This window comes from Candidatus Hydrogenedentota bacterium (assembly GCA_019637335.1).
Lineage (GTDB): Bacteria > Hydrogenedentota > Hydrogenedentia > Hydrogenedentales > JAEUWI01 > JAEUWI01.
Genome location: JAHBVV010000028.1, coordinates 72698 through 96979, shown reverse-complemented (window position 1 = coordinate 96979; position 24282 = coordinate 72698). Strand labels below are relative to the sequence as shown.

General features: G+C 64.5%; 19 protein-coding genes and 3 tRNA genes. 5 read left to right on the top strand and 17 right to left on the bottom strand.

Annotated elements, in window-relative coordinates; all coding sequences use genetic code 11:
* Positions 1 to 308 precede the first annotated feature (308 nt).
* The 17 genes from KF886_22395 to dtd all read right to left on the bottom strand — a co-directional run bounded on the left by KF886_22395 (position 309) and on the right by dtd (position 17292).
* The gene (locus KF886_22395) at positions 309 to 896 is read right to left on the bottom strand and encodes a hypothetical protein (GenBank protein MBX3180108.1); all 588 of its coding nucleotides are present in this window, start codon (positions 894 to 896) and stop codon (positions 309 to 311) included.
* Complete coding sequence (locus tag KF886_22390; protein ID MBX3180107.1) at positions 893 to 3307, bottom strand: ATP-dependent Clp protease ATP-binding subunit; 2415 nt, start codon at positions 3305 to 3307, stop codon at positions 893 to 895. Before KF886_22390 ends, KF886_22395 begins: the two co-directional genes overlap by 4 nt.
* A gap of 744 nt (positions 3308 to 4051) precedes the next feature.
* Positions 4052 to 4390 (bottom strand): hypothetical protein, encoded by a 339-nt coding sequence (locus KF886_22385; GenBank protein ID MBX3180106.1) that lies wholly within the window; start codon positions 4388 to 4390, stop codon positions 4052 to 4054.
* Positions 4391 to 4797: 407 nt separating this feature from the next.
* Positions 4798 to 5379, bottom strand: a complete 582-nt coding sequence (gene yihA, locus KF886_22380) for a ribosome biogenesis GTP-binding protein YihA/YsxC (protein MBX3180105.1) — start codon at positions 5377 to 5379, stop codon at positions 4798 to 4800.
* A gap of 3 nt (positions 5380 to 5382) precedes the next feature.
* Positions 5383 to 7722, bottom strand: a complete 2340-nt coding sequence (gene lon / locus KF886_22375) for an endopeptidase La (GenBank protein MBX3180104.1) — start codon at positions 7720 to 7722, stop codon at positions 5383 to 5385.
* Between the two features lie 245 nt (positions 7723 to 7967).
* The gene (gene clpX, locus KF886_22370; GenBank protein MBX3180103.1) at positions 7968 to 9251 is read right to left on the bottom strand and encodes an ATP-dependent Clp protease ATP-binding subunit ClpX; all 1284 of its coding nucleotides are present in this window, start codon (positions 9249 to 9251) and stop codon (positions 7968 to 7970) included.
* A gap of 296 nt (positions 9252 to 9547) precedes the next feature.
* A complete protein-coding gene (locus tag KF886_22365; GenBank protein ID MBX3180102.1) occupies positions 9548 to 10186 on the bottom strand; it encodes an ATP-dependent Clp protease proteolytic subunit in 639 nt (212 codons plus the stop codon).
* Entirely contained in the window at positions 10179 to 11594 is a 1416-nt protein-coding gene (tig, locus tag KF886_22360; GenBank protein MBX3180101.1) for a trigger factor, read from the bottom strand. The genes KF886_22365 and tig overlap by 8 nt, the downstream gene beginning before the upstream one ends.
* Positions 11595 to 11623: 29 nt before the next feature.
* Positions 11624 to 11708 (bottom strand) — tRNA-Leu (locus KF886_22355).
* A 107-nt stretch (positions 11709 to 11815) separates the two neighbouring features.
* Positions 11816 to 11891 (bottom strand) — tRNA-Lys (locus tag KF886_22350).
* 14 nt (positions 11892 to 11905) lie between these two features.
* Positions 11906 to 11981, bottom strand: a tRNA-Gly gene (locus KF886_22345).
* A 76-nt stretch (positions 11982 to 12057) separates the two neighbouring features.
* Positions 12058 to 12663, bottom strand: coding sequence for a GNAT family N-acetyltransferase (locus KF886_22340; GenBank protein MBX3180100.1), 606 nt, complete (start codon positions 12661 to 12663; stop codon positions 12058 to 12060).
* Between the two features lie 36 nt (positions 12664 to 12699).
* Positions 12700 to 13746 carry a glycosyltransferase gene (locus KF886_22335; protein MBX3180099.1) on the bottom strand — a complete coding sequence of 349 codons (1047 nt, stop codon included), beginning with the start codon at positions 13744 to 13746 and terminating at the stop codon, positions 12700 to 12702.
* Positions 13747 to 14492: 746 nt separating this feature from the next.
* The gene (locus KF886_22330; protein ID MBX3180098.1) at positions 14493 to 14762 is read right to left on the bottom strand and encodes a transposase; all 270 of its coding nucleotides are present in this window, start codon (positions 14760 to 14762) and stop codon (positions 14493 to 14495) included.
* Positions 14763 to 14787: 25 nt separating this feature from the next.
* Positions 14788 to 15141: a hypothetical protein gene (locus KF886_22325; GenBank protein MBX3180097.1), complete on the bottom strand. Its 354-nt coding sequence runs from the start codon at positions 15139 to 15141 to the stop codon at positions 14788 to 14790.
* Positions 15142 to 15883: 742 nt separating this feature from the next.
* Positions 15884 to 16843, bottom strand: a complete 960-nt coding sequence (locus KF886_22320) for a methionyl-tRNA formyltransferase (GenBank protein MBX3180096.1) — start codon at positions 16841 to 16843, stop codon at positions 15884 to 15886.
* Positions 16843 to 17292, bottom strand: a complete 450-nt coding sequence (gene dtd / locus KF886_22315; protein ID MBX3180095.1) for a D-tyrosyl-tRNA(Tyr) deacylase — start codon at positions 17290 to 17292, stop codon at positions 16843 to 16845. Before dtd ends, KF886_22320 begins: the two co-directional genes overlap by 1 nt.
* 138 nt (positions 17293 to 17430) lie before the next feature.
* Here dtd and KF886_22310 point away from each other — a divergent pair, with 138 nt between their 5' ends.
* The 5 genes from KF886_22310 (at position 17431) to KF886_22290 (ending at position 24272) form a co-directional block, all read left to right on the top strand.
* Entirely contained in the window at positions 17431 to 18315 is an 885-nt protein-coding gene (locus tag KF886_22310) for an NAD(P)H-hydrate dehydratase (protein MBX3180094.1), read from the top strand.
* Positions 18312 to 19286 (top strand): thiamine-phosphate kinase, encoded by a 975-nt coding sequence (gene thiL, locus KF886_22305; protein MBX3180093.1) that lies wholly within the window; start codon positions 18312 to 18314, stop codon positions 19284 to 19286. The genes KF886_22310 and thiL overlap by 4 nt, the downstream gene beginning before the upstream one ends.
* A 150-nt stretch (positions 19287 to 19436) precedes the next feature.
* Positions 19437 to 20168: an intradiol ring-cleavage dioxygenase gene (locus KF886_22300; GenBank protein ID MBX3180092.1), complete on the top strand. Its 732-nt coding sequence runs from the start codon at positions 19437 to 19439 to the stop codon at positions 20166 to 20168.
* A 133-nt stretch (positions 20169 to 20301) separates the two neighbouring features.
* On the top strand, positions 20302 to 22509 hold the full coding sequence (locus KF886_22295) for a hypothetical protein (GenBank protein MBX3180091.1): 2208 nt from the start codon (positions 20302 to 20304) through the stop codon (positions 22507 to 22509).
* Positions 22506 to 24272 (top strand): hypothetical protein, encoded by a 1767-nt coding sequence (locus KF886_22290; GenBank protein ID MBX3180090.1) that lies wholly within the window; start codon positions 22506 to 22508, stop codon positions 24270 to 24272. The genes KF886_22295 and KF886_22290 overlap by 4 nt, the downstream gene beginning before the upstream one ends.
* The last annotated feature ends 10 nt before the right edge of the window (positions 24273 to 24282 follow it).

The window sequence follows — 24282 nt, the reverse complement described above, 5'->3', positions numbered from 1 at the left end:
GGGGCGTTAGCACAAAATTGTAGGAAATGCGCTCACCGCACACGTTAAATCGACAGCCCCTTTCGTGGGGATGACGGTGCTCGATCACCGAGAGCCGCCACCGTTGGGTGCGACGAGGGCGACTACTTCAGACGGCTAAAGTGTTACGAATATCGTTACTTCAGCGCCGAAGGCGCCCGATCATACCAGCCTGGGCCGCAGGCCCGGGAAGAATGACGACGGTTTCGGCCAGGGCTGAAAGCCCGTATCATAGCGGGTTTCCACTTACTTCCCCAGTGTCTGGGCGCGGTAATATCAGAACAGCACCCTTAAATGAAGCTGCGGATAAGCGCCTCAAGCTGATCCAGGAAGAGCGCCCAAAGCTGGTACAGGTAGTACCGGATCTCCGCCAGGAGACTCGGGCGGAACCACCACGCGATCAGCAACGCAATCGCCATCAGGATCAGCATCCGCCGGAACCGCGCGCGCCGTCGCCGCGGGCGACGTCCGAGCCAGGATAGCGCCTCCCAGCCTTTTCGGGCGGACAGGCGCAGCAGCCACGCCAGATCGTTCTCCACGGGGAGGCCGCGGCTCCGGCGCGCCAGCCCGTCCGGCGCGCAGTGCAGATACAACTCGGTGCGCCCCGCGCGCACCACGCCCCCCTCCCGGACGATGCGCGACCGCACCAGGCCCACCGGCTTGCCGTTTACGCTGAGCACGCCCCCCCGGATCTTGCGGACTCGGTAGCCGTCGCCCACCGACGTCAGGCGCGCGTGGTGCAGGTGAATCATGTCGTCCAGGCGAATGGATACGGCGCAATCCGGGTCGCTGCCGAGGATCGCGGGCGTCCGGCTGATGGGAAACTCCGTGCCGTCTTCCGGGCCGTTGATGATTTCGAGGCGATCGGGCTTGTTCATGGCGCGAGCCCGGGCACGCTGCTTGCCGGTTTGCCGCGGCGGTAGGCCAGCTGGCCGTCTTCCATCATCACGTCGATCATGTCCCCTTCCTCAAACTCCCCGGCGATGATCTTCTCGCTGATCGGCGTGGTCACCAGGCGGTCCACCGCGCGGCGCAACTCGCGCGCGCCAAACTCCCGGCTGTAGCCCTGCTCCGCCAGGTACTCGTAGGCCCTCTGGTACATCCGGATGCCGATACGGCGTTCCTCAAGCCGCTTCCGCACCGCGTTGATCTCCAGCCGCAGAATGCTGCGCAGATCCTCCGCCAGCAGCGGGTAGAAGGGCACGATCTGGTCGATCCGGTTCACGAACTCCGGCCGGAACGCCTGCCGCAGTGCATCGACCAGATCCTCGTGCCGCGCCACCGCGCCGGGCTCGCACAGCAGGTCCGCGCCGATGTTCGACGTCAGGATAATGATGCAATTGCGGAAGCTCACCTCCCGCCCGCGCGAATCACGCAGGCGCCCCTCGTCGAACATCGGCAAAAACAGGTCGAAAATGCGGGGGTGCGCCTTCTCTATTTCGTCAAACAGCAGGATCGAAAACGGCGAACGCTGCACCGCCCCCGTCAGCAGCCCTTCCTCGTCGTGGCCCACATACCCCGGCGGCGCGCCGATCAGCCGCGCGACGGAATGCTCTTCGGAGTACTGCGACATGTCGAACACGATCAGGTGGCTGGAGGATCCGAAGAGGTTGCGCGCCAGCTGTTTCGCCAGTTCCGTCTTGCCCACGCCCGTCGGCCCCAGGAACAGCATGATCGAGTCGGGCCGGTTGGGATCGCCCAGACCCGCCCGGGATTTCTTGACCGCCGCCACCGCCCGGTTCACCGCCTCATCCTGCCCGATCAGCTGGCGCTTAATCGTCTGGTCCAGATTATTCAAGTATTTCCGCTCCTCCGCCGTCAGCTGCTCCAGCGGGATCGCCGTGATCTGGCTGATGACCTTCCGCACCGAGTGTGGCGTCACGCTGCGCTCCCCGCTCGTGTCCGGGTTCTCCGGATCGGGCTGGTCCTTCTTGCGCATCATGAGTGATCGGAGCCGGTGCCGCGCGCACGCCTGATCCAGCACGTCGATCGCCTTGTCCGGCAGGCTACGCTGCGGCAGGTAGCGGACACTCAAGTCGATCGCCGCCCGAAGCGTACGGCGGTGGATATGCACCCGGTGGTGTTTTTCCAGCGTGGGGCGGACCCGCTTCAGCACCTCGTACGTCGCCTCGGGCGAAAGCTCCTCCACGCGCACCATCTGGAAGCGACGCTCGATCGCCGGGTCCCGCTGGACGAATTTCCGGTATTCCTGGAGCGTCGTCGCGCCAATACACCGGAATTCTCCCCGGGCGAGCGCCGGTTTCAGCAGGTTCGCCAGATCCAGGCTGTCGCCCTGCGTGGCGCCCGCGCCGAAAATCAGGTGCACCTCATCAATGAAAACAACCAGGTGCTCGGATCGCTTCGCCTGCTCGATCAGCGCCAGCACCTTCTCCTCGAAGGCGCCCCGATACTGTGTGCCCGCCATCAGCGAAGCCACGTTCAGCTCCACAATACGAAACGGCGGCAGGTCGGTCTGGCGTCCATCCCGCGCCAGGCGCAGCGCGAGACCCTCGACAATCTGCGTCTTACCCACGCCCGCGTCGCCGACCAGAATCGCGTTGTTCTTCGTCTTGCGGGTCAGGATCTGAAGGATCTCCAGGATCTCGTCGTCCCGCCCGGTGGCGTCTTGCAGGTCGCCCCGCCGCGCCGCTTCCATCAAGTCGCGCGTGAGCGGCCCCGGCTGTTGGCCCGGCAGCGGAACAACCTCCTCACGCGGCGCCGGCGCGGCCGCCGGAGACCCCTGGGCCTCCCGCGCGGGCGCGGGCTCCGGCGCGCGCGCTCCGGGGATGTTTTGCAGCCGTACCTCCGAGTACTCCGGCAGCGGCGTCACCTTCTGGTGCGCCTGCGGCGATACGAAGCCCAATTCCGCCTGAAGCTGCTTGATAAGCGTGTCGCGATCCAGCCCGAGGCTCTTCAAGGCGCGCGCGGGCGCGGAGAGGTCGTCCTTCAATAACGCAAGCAACAGGTGCCCCGCCGCTGGCGGCCCGTGGCCGATGCGCGCGGCCAGTCGCGACGCCTGGGAGATGATCTGGATGCACCGGGGCGTGTAGAACGTCTCGCCGTTCGGCGTGCTCGCCGTGCCGCTCCACGGCTGGCGGTGCACCTCCCGCTGCACCGAAAACAAGTCGCCCAAACTCCGCGTACGGACCCCCTCCGGGAGCTTGTCCGCCTGATCCAGCAGCGCCGCGAGTAAATGGTTTACCCCGACAAAATAGCTGCCCTGGTTCGCGCTGATCGCGGCGGCGCGATCAAGCGCCTCCCCGATTTCCGGTGAAACATTCAGTTGCACCCTGCATCTCCCGTGAGCACCCCGGCGCCCGCCACGTGGCGGAGCCAGTCCCGAAGCCCGCGCGGCCCCACAGAAGGGAAGGTGGCGAGGCCAAACCGCCCGTCTCATTCGCGGCGCGGCGCCACCCGGTTTCAGCCCGGACTCAAGCCTGCATTATTCCGATCCCGAGCCCGCCGTTCAACATCGGCGGTAACACATCAGCCGTCCCGGAGCGGAATCGCGCACGTAATGCCGACCGCAGGCCGACCGCACCGCGCCGCAAGGCGCGACAGGATCGCAGACATGCGTGTCTGCGGCAGAGGAAGCGCCGCACCAGACCAATTCGCGGCGCTCCATCGAGAAATCCGGGCCCTACTGCATTGAATTTTCAAAGGGAGCCACGGGTGCCACGTTCAAGCTCCGCAGCTCCGCCGCGAAGGCTTGAGCGTGCGAGACTCCATAAGAGCGCCAAACGTCAGAAGCAGTGTTTCAACCCTAATGGGTGACATGAAGGGTCATGAAAGGCTATGCCACGTTCCTTTCGCGGTGGTACTGGTTGGGCAGCGCTCTTCCGCGCAGATTCTGGCTTCCTCTGCCGCAGACGGGAATGTCCGCGATCCTCTTGCCGCGCTTCCTCGCGAATTACCCGGGCGCCTGGAGGCATCCCTGCTCGCGGCTTCAGACGGCTACGACGATCGCATCCACAAAGCAAAACACCCCGCGCAAGGCGGGGTGTTCGAAAGTCAACTTCTATTGCGGGACCAATCAGGAAGAATACGTCGCGTTGTACCACGCGCGCCACTGCGCCGCGTACTTCAGCACCCAGTCCAGCGCCGCCTCGCGGCCCAAATCGCGATTCGCCTTCTCCGACTCGATCCACTTGTGCCGCGCAATCTCCTCGCGCTGCATGTCCAGCATGTGCGCCTGCTCGCGCCGGCGGAAATCCGCCGCATGGTGCGCCAGCCAATCACGGCACGCCGCATCGTGGCCCACGTCATAGCCGCGGGCCTGTGACATGAAATACTTATGCCGGATTACTTCCTCCAGCTCCCTGGGAGTCAGGTTGTATTCAGTCACATTCACATCGCTCACCTGGTACAACACGCTGTTTGCCCTCCAGTGTAGTCGCTCAACGCACTGGATTCTGACAAATTTTTAACATACTCCGGGCCGGAAATCAAGGGCGACAACTGAGAAAATCTCGTTTTACACTATTTGCATTCCGGTCCTGAGGATTAGACGCTGCACTGCAAAATACTATTCAATAAAGCCCCAAACGTTACCGGCTCGTCCAAATCAGCCCCGGGACCCGCCCGCTTTGTCCCATTTCGGGACTTCAACAACCTCGGACCGCGGCCCGATCAATCGCGTGGGCGCGAGGATAGCTCGATAGACCAGAAAAAACCGCGTATCGTGAAAAGACGGAAGAGAAAGGCTTCGTTCCTTTGCCCCCCACGATCCCCGACCGCCGAAATTGACCGGCGCGGACACGCCGTCCCCCCCCGTTCGGCCTACAGCTGCTCGGCAATGACCTGCCAGAGCTCCTTCACCCCCTCCTTCGTCTCGCTGCTGAAGGGGAGCACGAGCATGTCGTCGTGCAAATCAAGCGTCTCGCGGATGGACTTGAAGGCGGGGTTGCGCTGGGAGCGCTTGAGCTTGTCGATTTTCGTCGCCACCACGAGCGTGGGAACCTCCGCCTCCTCCAGGAGGTGCAGCATCTCCACATCGAGCGCGCTCGGCTTGTGGCGCGCATCCACAAGCGATACCACCAGGCGCAGGGTGTCGCGTGTGCGCAGGTACTCCGCCAGCACCTGGTTCCACGCGTCCTTCATGCTCTTCGGCGCCTTGGCGAAGCCGTAGCCCGGCAGATCAACGAAATAGAAGCGCTCGTTCACGTCGAAGAAGTTCAGCGTCTGCGTCTTGCCGGGGGTGGAGCTGGTCTTCGCGAGCCCCTTGCGCCCCAGCAGCGTATTCAGCAGCGACGACTTCCCCACATTCGAACGGCCCACAAACGCGATTTCGGGGCGCCGGTCCCGCGGATACTGCCGGGGATCGAGGGCGCTCACAACAAACTGTACCGAGTTCACGCGCACGGGTCACGATCCCCCGGCACGGCGCGAAGACCGGCGGCGCGCCGGCGGAAAGGCCACCGCCAGCACCTCGCCCACCTGGTCCACAAAGCGGATGTCCAGCGCGTCCCGCACCTCCGCGGGCACGTCGGGCAGGTCCTTCTCGTTTTCGCGCGGCAGCAGCACCGTCTTCACCCCCGCCCGGTGCGCCGCCAGGACCTTCTCCTTAATCCCGCCCACGGGCAGCACCCGGCCCAGCAGCGTGATTTCGCCGGTCATCGAAAGCGCCGCGGTCGGCGCCACGCCGCGCAGGGCCGAAACCATGGACACGATCAGCGCCGTGCCGGCGGAAGGGCCGTCCTTGGGCACCGCGCCCTCGGCCACATGCACGTGGAGATCCCGCTTCTTGTAGAAGTCCGCCGGAACCTCCAGCTCTTTCGCGTGCGCCCGAATGTAGGTGTACGCCGCCTCCGCCGACTCCTTCATCACGTTGCCAAGCTGCCCCGTCAGGGTGAGCTTCCCCTTGCCCTCGGTGAGGCTCGTCTCTATAAACAGAATGTCGCCGCCCACCTGCGTCCACGCCATGCCGATGGCGATGCCCGGTTGCGGCTCCTCCACCTCGCGCATCGCGCTGTATACCGGCGGGCCGAGCAACTCGACAACCGCCGCCGCGTCCAGCGCCATCACGCCCTTGTGCGCCTTCTCCACTACGCGCCGCGCCACCTTGCGCAGCACGCGGGCAATCTGGCGCTCCAGCTCGCGGACGCCCGCCTCGCGGGTGTAGCGCTGGATGATCTCCGTGATCGCGCTGTCCTCCAGCACGGCCTGTTTCGCCGTCAGGCCGCAATCAGCCATCATGCGGGGCAGCAGAAACAGACGCGCGATCTGCTCTTTCTCGCGCAGGGTGTACCCGGAGAGATGGACGATCTCCATGCGATCATGCAGCGCGTGCGGAATGTCGTATTCGTTGTTCGCCGTCGCGATGAAGAAGACCTCGGAAAGGTCGAAGCTCACCTCCAGGTAGTGGTCGCTGAAATCCTTGTTCTGCGCCGGATCCAGCACCTCCAGCAGCGCCGACGAGGGATCGCCCCGAAAATCGTTGCTCAGCTTGTCGATCTCGTCCAGCAGAAACAGCGGGTTCTTCACGCCCGCTTTCTTGATGTTCTGAATGATCCGGCCGGGAAGCGCCCCAATATAGGTCCGCCGGTGGCCCCGGATCTCCGCCTCGTCCCGGATGCCCCCGAGCGACGCCCGGATGAACTTCCGCTTCATCGCACGCGCGATTGACTCGCCCAGCGACGTTTTGCCGACGCCGGGCGGGCCCACGAGACACAGGATCGGCCCTCGCGCGGAATTGCTCAACTTCCGCACGGCCAGATACTCCAGAATCCGGTCCTTCACCTTCTCCAGGCCGTAGTGATCCTCGTCGAGCACCTTCTGGGCGCGCGCAAGATTCAGAAAATCGCGCGTCCGCTTCGACCACGGCATGTCGCAGAGCCATTCCAGGTAATTGCGGATTACCGCGCCCTCCGGGCTCAGCATCGGCATGCGCTCGTAGCGCGCAAACTCGCGATCCGCCTTCGCCCGCACCTCGGCCGGCATTTTCGCCTCCGCGATCATCGTCCGCATCTCGGTGAACTCGTCGAAGCCCTCCTCGCGGTTGCCCAGCTCCTGGTGGATCAGCTTGAGCTGCTCGTGCAGGTAGTGCTCCCGCTGGCCGCGCTCCATCTGCTCGCGCATACGATCCCGCACGCTGTGTTCCATGCGGATGAGTTCATTCTCCCGCATGAGAATGGAGGTGATCTTCTCCAGCCGCGCCGCCGTGTCCACCAGCTCCAACAGCGCCTGGCGCTCTTCCACGCGCACCGGCAGGTACGCGCAGATCGAATCCGCCACCAGCTCGCAGTCCTCCATGCCCTGAATCGACATGAACACTTCCGGCGCGATCCGCTGCGAAAGCTGGACGTAGTCCTCAAACTGGCCGATCGCCGCCCGCGCCAGCGCGCTGATACGATCACTGCGCTCGGTGGACGACTCCAGGCTGGTCACTTCGGCTTCCGTCCCGGATTCGGCCTCAAACAAAAACTGCTCCACCTGGCCCCGGCCCAGCCCCTCCACCACCACCTTCATCGTCCCGTCCGGCATCCGGAGCGACTGGAGGATCGACGCCGCCACACCCACCCGGTAAAGCCCGTCCTCCCCCGGGTTTTCCTCGTTCGGGTCCTTCTGCGTGCAGAGAAACAGCGGCTGGTTCCCCGCCAGGCTCCCCTCCACCGCCGCCAGCGACGCCGCGCGGCCCACCAGAAGCGGCACGACCATGCGCGGGAAGATAACCATATCCTTCAGCGGAAGCAACGGAAGGCGCATGGCGCCTTCGGTCGCGGCTTTTTTCTTCGGTGGCATTAAACGGTGCTCCCGCTTCATTGGGTGGAGGTGATTCAAGCGCCGCGGGGGCGCGCGACGCGTAAGAGCCCGCGCGCGACGCCATCCCATCCGGGCGGGCCGCAGTATACCCTATCGGCGCCCCAACCGGCCACGCTGGACAGGGATCGCGGCAGCGGGCGGGCGCGCCACAGGCGCAAGCGACGGGCCGGCGCGAACGTCCGGAGAGGCTAGGCCGACGCGGAATTCGTGTCGCTGCCTTCGCCCTTGACCGAGGACTTCTCGTGCTTGTACACCAGCAGCGGTTCCTCGGCCTTCGTGATGACCCCCGGCGTGATGACGCACTCGCGGACATCCTGGCGCGACGGTATCTCGAACATGACGCCGAGCATCGCCTCTTCGAGAATGCTGCGCAGCCCGCGCGCGCCCGTGTCGCGCTTGATGGCCGACGCCGCGATCGTCTCGATCGTCTCGTCCGGGAAGCGCAGCGTCACGTTCTCCAGCTCAAACAGCTTCTGGTACTGGCGCACCAGCGCGTTGTTCGGCTCCACGAGGATACGCACCAGGTCGTTCTGGCTCAACTCGTTCAACGACGCCGTAATCGGCAGCCGCCCGCTGAACTCCGGGATCATGCCGTACTTGATCAGGTCTTCCGGCTTCACCTCGGAGAGCAATTCGCCCAGCTTCATTTCCTTCTTCGACTTCACGTCCGCGTTGAAGCCGATGACCTTCTGCCCGATGCGCTTCTGGATAATCGTGTCCAGGCCGTTGAACGCGCCGCCGCAAACAAACAGGATGTTGCGCGTGTGCACCTGGATGCACTCCTGCTGCGGATGCTTCCGCCCGCCCTGCGGGGGCACATTCGCCACCGTGCCCTCGAGCAGCTTCAGCAGCGCCTGCTGCACGCCCTCGCCCGACACGTCGCGCGTGATCGACGGGCTGTCGCTCTTCCGCGCCACCTTGTCGATCTCGTCGATGTACACAATCCCCGTCTCGGCCCGCGAAGCGTCAAAATCCGCATTCTGGAGCAGCTTCAGGATCACGTTCTCGACGTCGTCGCCCACATACCCCGCCTCCGTCAGCGTCGTCGCGTCCACCACCGCAAACGGCACGTCCAGAAGACGCGCCAGGGACTCCGCCAGCAGCGTCTTACCGCACCCCGAGGGACCGATCAGCAGCACGTTCGACTTCTGGATTTCCACCCCGTCGATCTCGCCGCCCGACGCAATGCGCTTGTAGTGGTTGTGCACCGCGACCGAAAGCACCCGCTTGGCGTGCTCCTGGCCAATCACGTACTGGTCCAGGAACGCCTTGATTTCCTTCGGCGCCGGCACCTTCATCGTCCGCGACGTGCCCTTCCGCGCCTTCTCCTCCGCCACAATTTCACCGCACAGATTGACACACTCGTCGCAAATGTTCACGTCGGGCCCGGCAATCAGCTTGTTCACTTCATCGTGGCGCTTGCCACAGAAGGAGCAGGTGGGGACATCACTTCGTGTACGCTGTGGGGCCATTCGACTCTCCTGCGATAAAACCGTTCACGGGCGGTCTCAAATTATCATTTTTCCCGACATCTGTCAACTATTTATTCCAATGGCCATGCCATCGCCGACATCGAGTCAGATCTATTGTGCCAATTACCCGCCGCCGAGGTCAAGTCCCGTAAGGCGACGGATCCAAGCCTCTACCCTGTAATCCCCCTGTAACGGCGCGGGTTTCCGCCATCGCCGCCCAATACAAACCCCCCGCTCGACCTCGGGCCGTCGGGGGGATAATAAGACAAAATCAAATTTTCGAGCCGGGCCGCGGACTACCGTGACAAAATTTCGTCAATCAACCCGTATTCCCGGGCCTCTTCAGCGCCCATGAAGAAATCACGATCGCTGTCCTGATGAATTCGCTCCGGCGGCTGGCCCGTGTGCTTCACCAGAATCTCATCGATCATCTCGCCGATCCGGATGATTTCCCGGGCCTGAATGTCGATATCGGACGCCTGCCCCTGCACGCCGCCCATGAGCTGGTGCAGCAGGAAGCGGGAATAGGGCAGCGCGAAACGCTTTCCCTTCGTGCCCGCCGCCATCAACACCGCCGCCATGCTGGCGGCCTGGCCCAGGCAAATCGTGCTGATGTCCGGCTTGATGAACTGCATCGTGTCGTAAATCGCCAGACCCGCGGTAACGCTGCCGCCCGGCGAATTCACGTAGATGCTCACGTCCTTGTCCGGATCCTCGGATTCGAGGAAGAGCAACTGCGCGATCACGTAATTCGCCACGTAGTCGTCGATCGGCATGCCCAGGAAGATAATGCGATCTTCAAGCAGGCGCGAGTAAATGTCGTACGCGCGCTCGCCGCGGCTGGTCTGCTGGTAGATCGTCACATTCTGGGGGCTGACGGGGTTCAGACCGCCCAGCGCGGCAACCTGTGCGTGAACGTGCAGGGGATCAGGCATCGGCCTCTTCCTCGAACTTCTCCAGTTCCTCGCGGGTAACTTTCTTGTCCTTGATCTTGGCGTTGTCCATCACGGCGGCCAGCGCCTTCTTCCGGTAGATGCGATCCTCGTAATCGCTGCGCTTTTCGTCCTGGCTCAGGAAGCGCTGCGCGATTTCGATATCCATCCCCGTCCGCTCCACGATCGCGTTGGCCTCCGCTTCGAAGTCGGCCTCGCCCACCGTGATATTCTCGGCACGCCCGATTTCACCGATGACCACGTAGCCCTTGATCTCGCGGATCGCGTGCGCTTCGGCTTCCTGGCGGATTTCCGGCTCGCGCTTGTCCAGCTCCGCCGGGGGAACGCGCAGCGATATAAGCCGCCGCAGTTCCTGCTTGTAGTACTCGGCCGCCGTCGACTTCACCAGCGACTGGGGCAACTCGAAGGTGCTCTTTTCGACGATGGCCTGGATCGCCCGCCGCTCCGCAATCTCCCGGCTCTGGGCGTCCGCGCCGGCTTGAAGCTCGGATTCAACCCGCTCCCGCATCGCGGCCAGCGAATCAAAACCGGCCGCCTTGGCGAGGTCTTCGTTCACCTCGGGAAGCGTCTTGCGCTTGATTTCGTTAATGGTAATCGTGAACTGCGCCGTCTTGCCGGCCAGGTCCACGCTGGAGTAATCCTCGGGGAACGGCACGTCGCAGGTTACTTCGCTGCCGCTGGCCGCCCCCTGAAGCGCCTCTTCGAATTCCTTGAAAAAGCGGCCGGAACCCAGAACATACGGGTAGTTCTCCGCCGATCCGCCGTCGAAAAGCTCGCCGTTGATCCGGCCCGCGAAGCTGATGATGACCTGGTCGCCGTCCTGCGCCTTCCCCTTCTCCACCGTCTCGTAGGCCGCCTGGCGCTCGCGGTACGTCTCAAGCGCCTCGTCCACGGACTTGCTGTCAATCTTCAGCACGGGGCGCTCGACCGTGATCCCCTTGTAGTCGCCCAGCGTAACGCGCGGGGCCACTTCAAACTTCAGCGTGAAATCGAGCGGCGCGTCGACCGGCTGCTCGTGCACGCTCTCCAGCCCCTCGATATCGGGGAAGTCGATCGGCCGCAGGTCTTCGGTCTTGACCAGCTTCCGGAACGCCGCGCTCACCAGCTTCTCAACCGCCTCGCCGCGCACCGCCTTGCCAAACTTCCGCTCGACCAGCTTGCGGGGGGCCTTGCCGCGCCGGAAACCCGGCAGCTCCGCCTCTTCCTGAAGCTCCTCGAACATCTCGCCGGCCTGCTTGAGCGTATTGGCCGCGGGAATGCTCACCTTCACCTCATACGCACAATCGCCCTTGTAATCCAGGTCGAAGGTGGGGTCTTCGGCGAACTCGAATTCGTTGGAGTCCGGTTCCTTTGTCGCAACCGCCGATTCTTGCACGTCTTTTTCGCTCATTGTTTTCTATCTACCGTTTGCCGTGATTTTGGTGGGCGAGGCGGGACTTGAACCCGCACACCGTGAGGTACCAGAACCTAAATCTGGCGCGTCTGCCAATTCCGCCACTCGCCCGTCCGTCCCGGTTGGGGAGGGCCCTTGATAGTACCAAAAAAAAAGCGGGCAAAACCATACCGATTTTCGCCTGCTGATTTAGAAGGATTTGGCGTGGAACGCAAAAATGGTGGGCCGTGAGGGGATCGAACCCCCGACCTTGTGATTAAGAGTCACCTGCTCTACCAACTGAGCTAACGGCCCGGAAAAAATAAAAATGGAGCGGGAGACGGGATTCGAACCCGCGACATCAACCTTGGCAAGGTTGCACTCTACCAACTGAGCTACTCCCGCTCGGCAAGGTGGCGCATATAGTAGCAGACGAATTTTCCGATGTCAACTTTTGTCCCGAAAAATTTTCCCCCGCGCCTCAGAAGCGCAGGCCAAAACCCACGCAGAGGTGCGGCTCCAGCGGGTGCTTCCGCAATATCTCGTATTTCTCCTGGACCAGCGGCCACTCCTCCGGCAGGCAGGCCCCATACAGGTACTCCACGCCAACACAATCCTCCATCAGGCGCTCCGCCACCTCCTGCGGCGGCTTGAAGCGGAACCGGTAGTGGCGGCTGATTTCCTTCATCCCCAGCCGCCGGTAGTAGCGCTGGGCGCGCCGGTCCTGCGTCCAGTATTCGAGGCGGCGGAAGCCCTGGCGGCGCGCATCCTCCACCGCCGCTTCGATCAAACGCTCGCCAAGCCCCTGGCCGCCAAACTCGGGCAATCGGCCGAATTCCAGCACATACCCGCCCCGGGAGTCTTTCTCGAAACACAGCTCCCCCGGCTCGTTCTCGTACTGGACGTCCGTAAGCCCGATAATCCGCTCATCGAAGGTCGCCACCAGACAGGTCGAAGCATATCCCTCGTAGAGCGGGCGCTCCTGAATGCAGTAATTCCACGCGTGCGAGAGGGTCATAATGACGGCGTGGACGCGCAGCCATTCGGCCTCGTCCTCCGGGCGGTACGGGCGTATGCTGATGCTCATGTTCGGCTCCATGCTGCTTCGCGTTTCGTTCCGCGTCTACCTGGCATCCAGCGCCACGAGCCACGCGCGCACTTCCGCGTCCCGATCCAGCGCCCGGCCCATGTCCAGCAGGTTTTCGCGGGCCTCGGCGTAATCCGGCTCCAGTTGCAGCGCCACCTTGATGCGCTCCAGCGCCTGCCCGCGCGCGCCCGCCTGCCAGAGCGCCACCGCGAGATCGTTGTGGTTCCGCGCCAGCCGCGGCGCCAGGCGGATGGCGTCGCGGTAGTGCCGGAGCGCCGCCGCCAGATCGCCGCCCCTCAGCGCCTCGCCCCCTTCGCGGTTGATCTGGAGCGCCTGCCGGTACTCGTCGAGCCGGTCCTCCGGGCGCAGGTCGAATTTCGCGCCAAACAGGGCGGCGTTCGTTTCGATCAGCCGGTCCCACGCGGAGTCCACCAGCCCGAGCGATTGAAATGTCCGGTTGCCATAGTGGAATACAAAGCCCCCTTCATCCACCACCAGCCGGAAGCCCGCCCGCAGCACGCGCACGCAGTAGTCGTCATCCTCGAAGTTGCCAACGCCGTAGGCCTCGTCCAGCGGGCCGGCCGCCGCCAGCGCGGTGTCGCGGATCAGCAGGCAGAACCCCACCAGCCGCGCCACGTCCCGGATCGCGTTCGGGTAGTCGCGGCGCCGCTGCGCGGCATAGGCCTCGATCTCGTCGATATGCCCGAAGTTCAGATCGGGAATAAGCTGGCTCCCCGAGACGTAGTTGCTCATGGGGCCGGCCATGCCGATGTCCGGCGCGCTGAGAAGCGCGGCCTCCAGACCCTCCAGCCAGCCCGGCGGCACGAGCGTGTCGTTGTTCAGCAGCAGCACATGCCCCTCGGCGTGCGCGAGCCCGAGATTCACCCCGCCCGCGAAGCCCCGGTTCGTCTCGGATCGCACCACCGTCGCGCCCGCCGTCTCGGCCACCCCGGCCACCGGCTCCGTCGACCCGTTGTCGACCACGATCAGGCGGTAGGGCGCGCGGGTGTTGGCCCGCACCGTCGCAATACACTGCCGCGTGTATTCGATCTGGTTGTGGACAGGAATAATGATCGTGATCATCCGGCGGCTCCTGCGGCGATTATGCCGGGCGCGGCACGCCGCCCGCAACGGGCCCGCGGCAGGGCAATCGCATTTAAGCGTTTGGTGGTAAGCGTGAGTTGATTTGGCGCCTTGAATCAATGAACGTGAGCGCGTTGGAGCGCCGGCATCTCTGCCGGCAAGGTTAGGGATTCGCCGCAGGCGAAACGCCAGCGCTCCGACACGCGCTCCGTTTGACAATTCAGGTTGTTGGCTCATCCGGTTTGAAGGTACATCGGCAACGATGAAGTCAAATAGGAGTCGATTGCTCGGTTCACATTTTCGGGGGGCGACGCCAAGACCGGATACGGGATTCCTTGGGCCTTCTCTGTAGTGCAGACCGTGTATTCGGCAGCAGAACCGGATGCCAACGCACGCCTTCGGCCCGAAGGGACAACGCAGTTTTCGGCCCGAAGGGCCAACGCAGTTTTCAGCCCTGGGCAACGCCCCATAAGCGCTAACTTGTTTTATGGAAAATATTGTTCGGTCTGGGCACGCCGCTTGCGCGGCCGCTCGGTCAGGGCGTGTGCGATCTCGCCCCAACGCTCGATTGTATCGCGAAGCGACAGAGTAGGCTCGAGCGCGCACCTGACCCGATGAAACGCGTATGAGAATTCACGCCACCGACTCCTGGGGCGGTTGCGTGACGATTTCGTAGCCCCGAAGAAATAGACGCCGCATGGCTTACAAGTTTTTCAGTGATCAATGCGATGAACAACGCCGTAGAGCTATTGCCTCGCGCTTTCATCGTCGTGCTTGGGCAGATGCCCCAGTTTGGCGATCTGCTTGAAGCGCTTAAAAACAAGCTCGATTTGCCAGCGGATTCGATACCACTCCATCACGACGCTGGGCGGGAACTTTTCTTCGGGAAATGTGGTGAAGACGATGATGTACTCGGCGTACACGAGCGTCTGGGCCCTGAGTTTCTGCCCGTTTTTGCTCTCGCGCCGTCTGAGCTTGCGGTGGGCCTGGCGGATGGCTTCTTCGCTCTTCCTCACCACGCATATCCGTCCGGAGACGGCGTCACTTCACACGGGATAAGCACAGGCCAACTCCGCACTTCGCCCGCTGCTTGAAGCGTTTCAGGTGAGCCAGCAAGTCGAATTTGTTGCCCGCGCGGTCTGTTGCCGGTACATTGTTGGGGTTGAACCGCACCGTAACAAAAGCGCCGCTCGAATTCACGTACTCGATTCCGCTCGCCAGCGAGTAGCCGCGGTCGGCCAGAATAAGGTCGCCGGCATTGACGGGAAAGCGCTGAAAGGTTTCGCCCGTCCCCTCGCCCTTTATGGGGGTTATCTGGAAGTAGTCGCAGCACATCGAAGGGGCCTGGATGCTATAGTGAACGCGCCATATGCGCGTTTTCCCGAGCTCCGCCACGTGGGTTGCGTCAGCCGGACGAGGAACTGCGCGGCTTGCCCGGGCGTCGTGACGCGTTCGGCCAGCAGCGAAACACACAGTGCGTGCAGCCAGCCCTTGCACTTCTTCAGGCGCTTGAACAGCGCCACATCCGACATGTCCCCAAGCCCGGACTGCCTCGCGCACACCACCGTCTCGCGAGTGACAGCCGCATCCAAGGTGAGATCAACAGGGTGCAGAGAAGATTCTCCCGCCGACATCCTTGCGCAAACCCTTGAGCGCACCGCTGGTCGCCGCAAGCTCTTGCCAATTCGCCGGAAACAATGTTGTCAATACCTTCCAATCTTCGTCCATCATTGGCCGTCCTCGCTTCCTGATGGGAAGTATAGCACGCGGCCTGCGGCGGATTGCAAACAAGTTAGCGCTTATGGGGCAACGCCCAGGGATTGAGCGGTGGGTTTCTCATACGCCCTGAAAGGGCAGCGCAGTTGAACTTCGGAAACGCTGGACTGGCTCACTGCGCTGCCCTTTCAGGGCGGGGAAGGTGGTGCCCCCGTATTCCCCGGGCGTTGCCCGGGGCTGGGAGCTGCACTGGCCCTTCGGGCCGAAAGAGCAGTCGATACGATTACTCCAACGGAGGCCCCAACCGGCATACATTCGCGGTCCCGGATAGTTCGGGCACGGAGAAACGCCTATGAATAATCCCGTACGCTCAAACCGGATGAGCCAAAGTTTGAATGCGATTGCCCTGGCCCGCGGGCGATCATGCCGGCGGCCCGGACGCCAGCGCCTCCCCCACATCGGGCCGCTTGCCGAATCCCGGCCACACCCACGGGATTGGCTTCTGGCGGAACGCCACATTCAGCGTCACGCTGCCCGCGCCGGTGGCGATCCGCAAATAGGGCCGGTTCGCCAGCACCGTCCCCGGAGCCGCATCCACGGGATTGGGATTGAAGGTTACCCGGTGAACGAGCACCAGGTGATCCCTCCACTGAAACCGGACGTATGGCTGTGGCGACATGCCCCGAACCTTCCGGTCGATCGCTACCGCGCTCTGAGTCCAGTCAATCCACGAATCCGCCACCGCACAGCGCTTCTCGTAGCTGGCCGCCGCCGGATCCTGCGGCGTGGACGGGGCCTCGCCCGCCTCGATGCGGTCCATCAGCGCCACGACGCGCTCCCCCGCCAGCTCGCAGGCATCCTTGTACAGCCCGAGCATCGTCGTCTCGCCGTCCAGCGGGATTTCGTGCTGCTCGATGATATTCCCGGTGTCCACGCCCGCGTCCATCCAGTGAAACGTCACCCCGGATACCGTGTCGCCCGCGAGGATCGCGGCGGAGAATGGATTGGGCCCCCGGTGGCGCGGGAGCAGCGACGAGTGCGTGTTCACGCACCCGATCCGCGGCACTTCGATAATCGGGGGCTTCAATATGATGCTGAAGCCGCCCACCAGAATAACGTCGATATCCAGCGCGCGCAGCGGCGCCAGCTCGGCCTCGTCCATACGGTCGATATAGAAAATGGGGATGCCGTACTTCCGCGCCTGGCCGCTCAGGCTGAAGCTGCCGCGAAACCACCGCGCCAGCCGGGGCCCGATCCAGCGCCGGTACCCCCGCGTTTCGCGCCCGTCGAGTATCGCCGCCACCACCGTGTGGCGCGACGCAAGCAGGGGCCGCAACATTTTCACGCTCAAGGTCCCGCTCCCGGCGATGGCGATGCGCATCAGAAGGCCTTTCCCGAGTCGAGCAGGAGCGTCACGGGGCCGTCGTTGAGCAGTTCCACGTCCATGTGCGCGCCAAACACGCCCATCGCAACCTCCACACCGCGTTCCCGCAGCAGTTGGGCCACCCGCTCGTAGAGTGGGATCGCCAGCTCCGGGCGGGCCGCCGCCACAAACGAGGGCCGCCGCCCCTTGCGGCAATCCCCGTGCAACGTGAACTGCGACACCAGCAGCACTGCGCCGCCCACATCCTCCAGAGAGAGATTGAACTTGCCCTCAGCGTCGTTGAAGATCCGCAGGCCGGGGATCTTCTCGGCCATATAGTCCGCGTCCTTTTCGCTGTCATTTACATCCACGCCGAGCAACACCAGCAAGCCCGGGCCGATGGAGCCGGTCACCATTCCGTTGGCCGTCACGGAAGCGTGGCGCACGCGTTGTACTACCGCTCGCAAAGACAATCCTCCTCTCGCTATGCGGGGAGTCTAGCCGGGCGCGCGGGGAGGATGCAATGGCGCAATCGGGCCTCGTCCGCCCCCCGGAACTTGATCGCCCCCGGTCCGCTGGATACGATGGCGGCTGGAGATAGCACCATGATCCAGACCATTACCCGCACGCTTTCCGCCCACCTGCTTCCCCCCCGCCCCGCCGACGGGCACAAGGGCTCCTTCGGCCACGTCTTCGTGATCTCGGGCTCGCGCGGCTTCACGGGCGCCATGCGCCTGTGCTGCGAAGCGGCCGGGCGCTCCGGGTGCGGGCTGGTGACCGCGGGCGTCCCGCATTCACTGGGCGACATCGCGGCGACATCACTGATCGAGGCCATGAGCCGCCTGCTGCCGGACACGCCGCAGCACACCATCAGCGCCGCCGCCGTGGAACCAGCGCTCGCCTTCGCCGAGGACAAGGAGGCCTGCGTGCTCGGGCCGGGTATCTCCACCCACCCGGAAACCCGGTCCTTTACGCATGAGTTTGTGGCCCGCTGCAAGCCGCCGCTCGTGCTCGACGCCGACGCCCTCAACAACCTGGCCGGTGATACGAGCCCCCTGAAAAGCCGGGCCCCGCTCAGCGCCATCATTACGCCGCACCCCGGCGAAATGGCCCGCCTCCTGGGAACCGACGTGGGGACGGTGCAGGCGGATCGCAACGCGGCGGCCCTGGATTTTGCGGCGGCGCATGGTTGCGTAGTCGCGCTCAAGGGCCATCACACTGTCGTGGCGCATCCGGATGGCTCCGTCGCGCTGAACACCAGCGGCAACAGCGGCATGGCGACCGGCGGCACGGGCGATGTGCTCGCCGGACTGCTCGGCGGCCTGCTCGCCCAGGGCATGGGCGCGTGGGACGCCGCCCGCCTCGGCGTCTGGCTCCACGGCTACGCGGGCGACTGCGCCGCGGAACAGTTCACGGGACGCGCGCTGCTTGCGCGGGACGTGGTGGCCGGAATCCCGCAGGCCTTCGGCGTGCTGGTGGCGGGCGGATGAGCAAGCGCCCCGGCGACCTCGGCGAGTTCGGCCTGATTCGCGCGTTGACGGGCGGCCTGCGCCCGGGCGAAGGTATCATCCAGGGCATCGGCGACGACTGCGCCGTGATCGAAGCGGGCGGCGCCCAGCTGCTGCTCACCTGCGACGCCTCGCTGGAAGGCGTCCACTTTCACCGCAACTGGGGCGCGCCGCACGATCTCGGCTGGAAGGCCGCCGCTTCCGCGATCAGCGATATCGCGGCGATGGGCGGGCGCGCCCGCCATGTGCTCGTGACCCTGGCCCTCCCACCGGACGCCCCCCTGGAGTTCGTCAAGGCCTTCTACGCCGGCGTCGCCGACGCCGTGGAACAGTGCGACGCCGCCATTATCGGCGGCGACACCACCGCATCGGCTTCGGGGATTGTCGCAGACATTACCGTCATCGGCGACGTCCCGGGGCGCGCGGTATTCCGCCAGGGCGCCGAGTCCGGCGACCTGATCGCCGTCACCGGCGTGCCGGGACGGCGTGGCGCCGGGTTGTACGCCCTCCTGCACGGCATCGACGCCCCCGAGTACATCCAGGCCTACCTCAAACCCCTCCCCCGCCTGGCGGAAGGCCAATGGCTCCAGGCCCGCGACGAAGTCCACGCCATGATCGACATCTCCGACGGCATCCTGCCCGACGCGCAACACATCGCAACCGCGAGCGGCGTGGGCATCGATCTGGATGCCGACGAGTTGCCCGCGGACCCTTCGCTCGACACCTTCTGGGGCGATCAGGACCGCATTTCCCCGGAAGAACGCCTGCGAAGCGGTGAAGAATACGAGCTCCTCGTGGCGCTGGCCCCAGAGGAAGCCACGGCAGTCTGCGGCGCCTTCGAAGTGGCCTTCGGACTCCCCCTCACCCCCATCGGAAGATGCGTCCGAGACTTCCAGGGCGTCCGGATAAACGGGGAAATTCCCGAACGCGCCGGATTCGAGCATTTCGGGTGATACCGCCGTTTGCGCCACCTTCGTGTGCTCCCCCCCAGCGCCACACAAACAGGCCGGCATCGTGGCGGGCCGCCGGCGCTGGCGCTTTTCCGGCCCGCGTGATAGGATGGCGGGAAGCGTTCCCCATAGCGGGTGATCGGAGGTCTCTCGATGATTCACGATGACGAGTTTCGCGGAATACTGCTGTCGCGCAAGCAGGCCCTCGCGGCGATGGCCGGCGCCGGCGCAATGCTCTTCGGCGCGGGCGGGGCGGCGCGCGCCGAATCGCGGCCCTGTATCGCCCTGCCGGCCATGACCGAGGGGCCATTTTTCGTGGATGATCGTCTGGAACGATCCGACATCCGGACGGAGCCCGGCACGGACATCCGCACGCCGGGCGCGGAACTGGTCCTGCAATTAAACGTGCTGCAACTGGCGGGCGGGGAGTGCGTTCCCTTTCCGGGCGCCATGGTGGATATCTGGCACTGCGACGCCCTCGGCGTGTATTCCGGCGCATCGGACTCCCGCCAGGACACGCGGGACAAGCGCTTCCTTCGGGGCTACCAGTTTACCGACGCCAATGGGGTGGCCCGCTTCACGACCATCTACCCCGGCTGGTACCCCGGCCGCGCGGTGCACATTCACTTCAAAATCCAGTCCCCGCAGGCGGACGGGCGCGCGCTCGAGTTCACGTCGCAGTTCTTCTTCGACGACCGGCTCAGCGCGAAGGTCTACGCACAGCCGCCGTACCTCGCGCACGGGCCGCACGAGCGCAAGAACGAGGACGACGGCATTTTCCGGCGCGGCGGCGATCAATTGATGCTCGACGTGGTGGAGAAGGACGGGATCTACCGCGCGACCTTCGATATTGCGGTGAAAACGGACAAGATCGAGGCGGGGTGAGACGCCCGTTACGTTCTGCGTATAGTGCGCAAGCCTCGATATTGAATACCGGCCCCGCCTGGTGGCAGCATGGAGTCCCTCTCGGATCGTGCTATGGCCCGATCGCTACCTTTGGAACAGGAAGGAATGCGCCATGAAGACATCCCGTTCGATTGCCTGCCTGCTGGCTCTCTTGATTCTGGTGGGCGCGGGTTTCGCCGCCGCGGAGACGTTGCGGCATCCACGGCCCGCGGGCTTTGCCGAAACCGGCGTGCCCGGCGCGCCCGCGTCGGTCGAATTCAGCGCCGTCCGCGAAGACACCCGGCACACCGTCGACCTGACGGCCAGCTATCCCCGCGAAGCGCTGGCCCCCGGCGTGGTGACCGAGGTAAAGGTGAACGGGAAGTCGCGCGAGGCGTTCCTGGTCAAGAACGCCGGGATCTTCAACGGCCACCGCGAAGTGCACGGCAGCGAGGATATCAGCGTCTCGGTCTATGAAGGCTGGGAGACGGGCGCCGAGTATACCGTCGAGGTGGCGCTGGCGACGGAAGCCGGAGCGGTGCTCAGGCTCTCCGCGGCGGGCGCGGCGCCGGCGGAGCGCGCGGCGGCCAGCGGGCTTGGGTTCGGGATGCCGAGCGGCGATTTTCCCTACCACCACGTGACGCTGACGCTGGCCAAGGAAGCGATCGGGCCGGGGACCGTGACGCGGGTGGAGGTGGACGGCGAATGGAGCCGGGACGCGCGCTTCTTCAACGAGGGTGCGCAGGATCCGGCCTCGGCCGCCGCAAGCCCGGGCCTCGAGGGCGAGACTTACAAGGGCGAGATAGACGGCTCGCGCAATTTCCGCATTATGGCCCCCTGTGTGTGGACAAACGGCTCGACACACACCATCAAGGTCACCGTGACCGGCGCCGACGGCGCGGAGGTCGTGTACGAACAGTCCGGCACGGCCCCTTCGAAGGGGGGGCACTGGAGCTCGGCCTGGCCCTATGTGATTTCCCTGATCGTGCACGAGACCGCCGGCATCCGGCGCGACGGCGAGCCGGTCCACGCGACAATCGGGCCCTACGCCGACGAGTTCGGCCCCGAAAACAGCCAGATCCGGGTCGTTACCTACGACCCCACGCATCCGAAGGCGGGGGAAGATGGCTATGTGGTCGCGCCGCACCAGATCATCGACGTGGCGGAATGGCGCGACGAGGAGATGCTGAACTCCGGCGAGATCGACGCCGCGACGGGCGAGCCGATCCGCCGTTACGACCCGACCACGACCGTGGAGTTCATGTTTCTCGCGGATGTCCAGCAGTACGAGAAGAAAATCTACCAGGTGGTGTTCGGCAACGAGGCGGAACATACCAACGTCGTCGAGAGCGACCTCCAGGTCGAGCAGCATGACGGCCAGAGCCAGACCATCACCAACGGGCGCTACAGCCTGCTGACCTCGGCCAACAGCGGCGCGGTCGAGACCGTGACCATCCTCGACGGCGGCGATCCGGTGCTGCTGGAGCACAAGCTGGAGACAAACGGCGCGGTGCACTGGAATCCGGGCATCTACACGCCCCCGACGCCCTGGGTGCACGCGAGCGACTGGGAGAGCCCGGAATTCAGGCAGGACACCGGCCCGCTGATGCACCGCACGCGGCGCCACGCCATGCTGCCCTTCATGGACAACGTCTCCGCGCATGTCGCCTACACCTTCTACACCGGGCAGCCCTATATCCTCCAGTCCTCGCTTATGGAGGTGCACGAAGAAGTGTTTGTTTCGGCGCTCCGCAATGGCGAGATGGTGTTCAACCACGCGGTGCTGAATGAATTTGTCTGGCTGGATGAACTCGGGGTCGTGCGGAACATGCTCATTGAGGGTTCGAAGGAACATCCCGTCCGAGCGCTGGACATCCCGGCGGACACCCCCTGGATGGCCTTCGTGAACCGGGAACAGGGCGTGGGCTTCGCGAACATCGCGCTGGAATACGAAAACACGAACCGCTTCGGGGATCCCGCCAGCGTCTCGCAACCCTTCTACTACGTCCAGAATGGCCCGTGGATCTACTGGTCGCGCCCGATGGTGTACCCCTTCACCGGCAACAACATGACCCGCCTGATGAAAGTGCGCGAGGGGAGCATGTATTACGAGCTCAACGCGTGGGTGCCCTTCCGCTTCGCCGAAGGCGATAATCCCTTCGCGGAAATCGAGCGCCTGAACCGGCAGCTCCGATCGCCCCTGCGCGTGAGCGAGTGGATGACCACGAACAAGCGCGCCCCCCGCGGCTGGATCATGCCAATCCTGACGATGCCGTTCGACGAGGGCGTGCCGGGCCAGATCGGCAGCCAGGAGCAGGTCCAGAAAGAAGGCCACGAATGATGCGCGCGCGCCGGGTGGCAATCCTGCTCTCATGCGCCGCGCTGGCCTTCCTGGCATTCCCAGGGCATACCCAGGTGGCGGTTGACGTTGAGGTCGGGCGGGACGTCGGCGATGGCCAGGTGCTCTACGACACGCCCTACGACCCGAAGCAGGTATCGGAAGTCACCTTCGTGGCGCCGGCGGTGGCCCATCCCTACTTCGAGATCGTCGTTCCCATGGGCGACTGGACCGAAGGGAAATCCGCGACCTTCAAGAAGGTCGTGGTCAATGGGGTCGACTGCGAGTCGTTCTACGCCTTCAAGGATGGCTTTGCGCACGTGCAGAGCGGCTGGCTGACGCGCGAAAGCGCGCGGGCGGACAATGTCGTGCTCGTGGCGCGGAGCCTGTGGCATAACGGCGCCGACGTCACCATCGACGTGACCATCGATGCGGTTGGCGCGGACGACAAACCCGTCACCGTGGAAAAACAATACAAGGCGAAGGCCCCGATGCAGGGCGGCGGGCCGGACGGGTGGCGGCGCTACCAGTCGGTCGTGCTGCACGAAAGAGCGGGCCTGGATCGCGTCCAGGAACCGGTCGAGTTCTCGATTACGGCCCGGGCCGAGCATGGCGGCGATCTATCGCGGGAGCTGCGCGTCCATCAATGGAGCGCCGAAGACAACGCGTTCAGCCCGGCGCCATTTCAGACCTTCAACCACGGCCGCTTCCCGGGAACGCCGCCGGGCACGAGCAACGAGAACTACCTGCAGCACCCGAGCCAGTTTATCGAGGCCGTCGCCCTGGCGAGTGTGCCCGCAAATGGCCAGGGACTGTTGCTCGTCTTCTACGACAACCCGGACGCGCCGCCGCCGCCCGCGGGCGAGCACGATCTGAAGGTGACGGGCGAGGCGCTCGGGGCGCGGGTGGAAAACGCGCATTTTATCGCCGACCTCGACGATAAGTCCGGCCAGATAGCGTCGTTCACCCTCAAGGGCCGCGCGGATAACCCCGTTCCCGAATTGACGAACAGCCTGAGCGCCGCACTACACTGGAATCCGGATTCCTTCGGCGACAACGGCCTCTGGGGCCACACCTTCTCCTGGGACCCGCCGGAGCGCACCGTGGTGACAACGCGCGGGCCGTTGCTGTTCCGCATTACGAACAGCGGCCGGATGCCCGGCTACACGCCCCAGATCTGGGCCTCGGTCACCTATTCGTTTTATGCCGGCCTGCCCTACGTAAAGGTCACGACGTCGATGGAGGTGCGCGACCCCTTTCACGCGAACGCCATCCGCAACGGCGAGATCGTGTTGGATTCCCACCTCATCGATCATTTTGTGTGGCAGGAAAAGAACGGGACCATCAAGCGCATGCGCACGCTGCACGGGCCGAACTGGCAGGACGAATGGGCGACGCGCGTGGACCCGGACGTCCCCTGGCTCGCGCTGACCAACGAGGCGAAGGGCTACGGCGCGGGCGCGATCAGCGTGGACCTTGTGTCCTTCAACCCGCATTCCGGCGAAGCGAACATGCACCGCCCGGCCTACTACCTGTACTACCACCATTTCTGGGGCGTGCCCCTCACGTACTTCACGCGGGGTCTCGTCTATCCGTTCAGCGACTACCAGCGCGGTCCCAGCATCACCGTGCGGCCCGGGTCGACTTACGTGGAAAAAATGGCGCTGATGCCCTTTTACCTCCACGAGGATCCGGATCGCTACGAGGACATCGTGAACGCGAGCGTGGCGCTGCACAACCCGCTGGAACAGTTCTGGGGCCGGTAGCCGGCTGCCG

Excerpts from the sequence above, each read along its gene's own strand:
- KF886_22395 (MBX3180108.1), bottom strand. The coding sequence starts at position 896 with ATGAACAAGCCCGATCGCCTCGAAATCATCAACGGCCCGGAAGACGGC.
- lon (MBX3180104.1), bottom strand. The coding sequence starts at position 7,722 with ATGCGCCTTCCGTTGCTTCCGCTGAAGGATATGGTTATCTTCCCGCGC.
- clpX (MBX3180103.1), bottom strand. The coding sequence starts at position 9,251 with ATGGCCCCACAGCGTACACGAAGTGATGTCCCCACCTGCTCCTTCTGT.
- KF886_22365 (MBX3180102.1), bottom strand. The coding sequence starts at position 10,186 with ATGCCTGATCCCCTGCACGTTCACGCACAGGTTGCCGCGCTGGGCGGT.
- tig (MBX3180101.1), bottom strand. The coding sequence starts at position 11,594 with ATGAGCGAAAAAGACGTGCAAGAATCGGCGGTTGCGACAAAGGAACCG.
- KF886_22340 (MBX3180100.1), bottom strand. The coding sequence starts at position 12,663 with ATGAGCATCAGCATACGCCCGTACCGCCCGGAGGACGAGGCCGAATGG.
- KF886_22335 (MBX3180099.1), bottom strand. The coding sequence starts at position 13,746 with ATGATCACGATCATTATTCCTGTCCACAACCAGATCGAATACACGCGG.
- KF886_22320 (MBX3180096.1), bottom strand. The coding sequence starts at position 16,843 with ATGCGCATCGCCATCGCCGGGAGCGGGACCTTGAGCGTGAAAATGTTG.
- KF886_22310 (MBX3180094.1), top strand. The coding sequence starts at position 17,431 with ATGATCCAGACCATTACCCGCACGCTTTCCGCCCACCTGCTTCCCCCC.
- thiL (MBX3180093.1), top strand. The coding sequence starts at position 18,312 with ATGAGCAAGCGCCCCGGCGACCTCGGCGAGTTCGGCCTGATTCGCGCG.
- KF886_22300 (MBX3180092.1), top strand. The coding sequence starts at position 19,437 with ATGATTCACGATGACGAGTTTCGCGGAATACTGCTGTCGCGCAAGCAG.
- KF886_22295 (MBX3180091.1), top strand. The coding sequence starts at position 20,302 with ATGAAGACATCCCGTTCGATTGCCTGCCTGCTGGCTCTCTTGATTCTG.
- KF886_22290 (MBX3180090.1), top strand. The coding sequence starts at position 22,506 with ATGATGCGCGCGCGCCGGGTGGCAATCCTGCTCTCATGCGCCGCGCTG.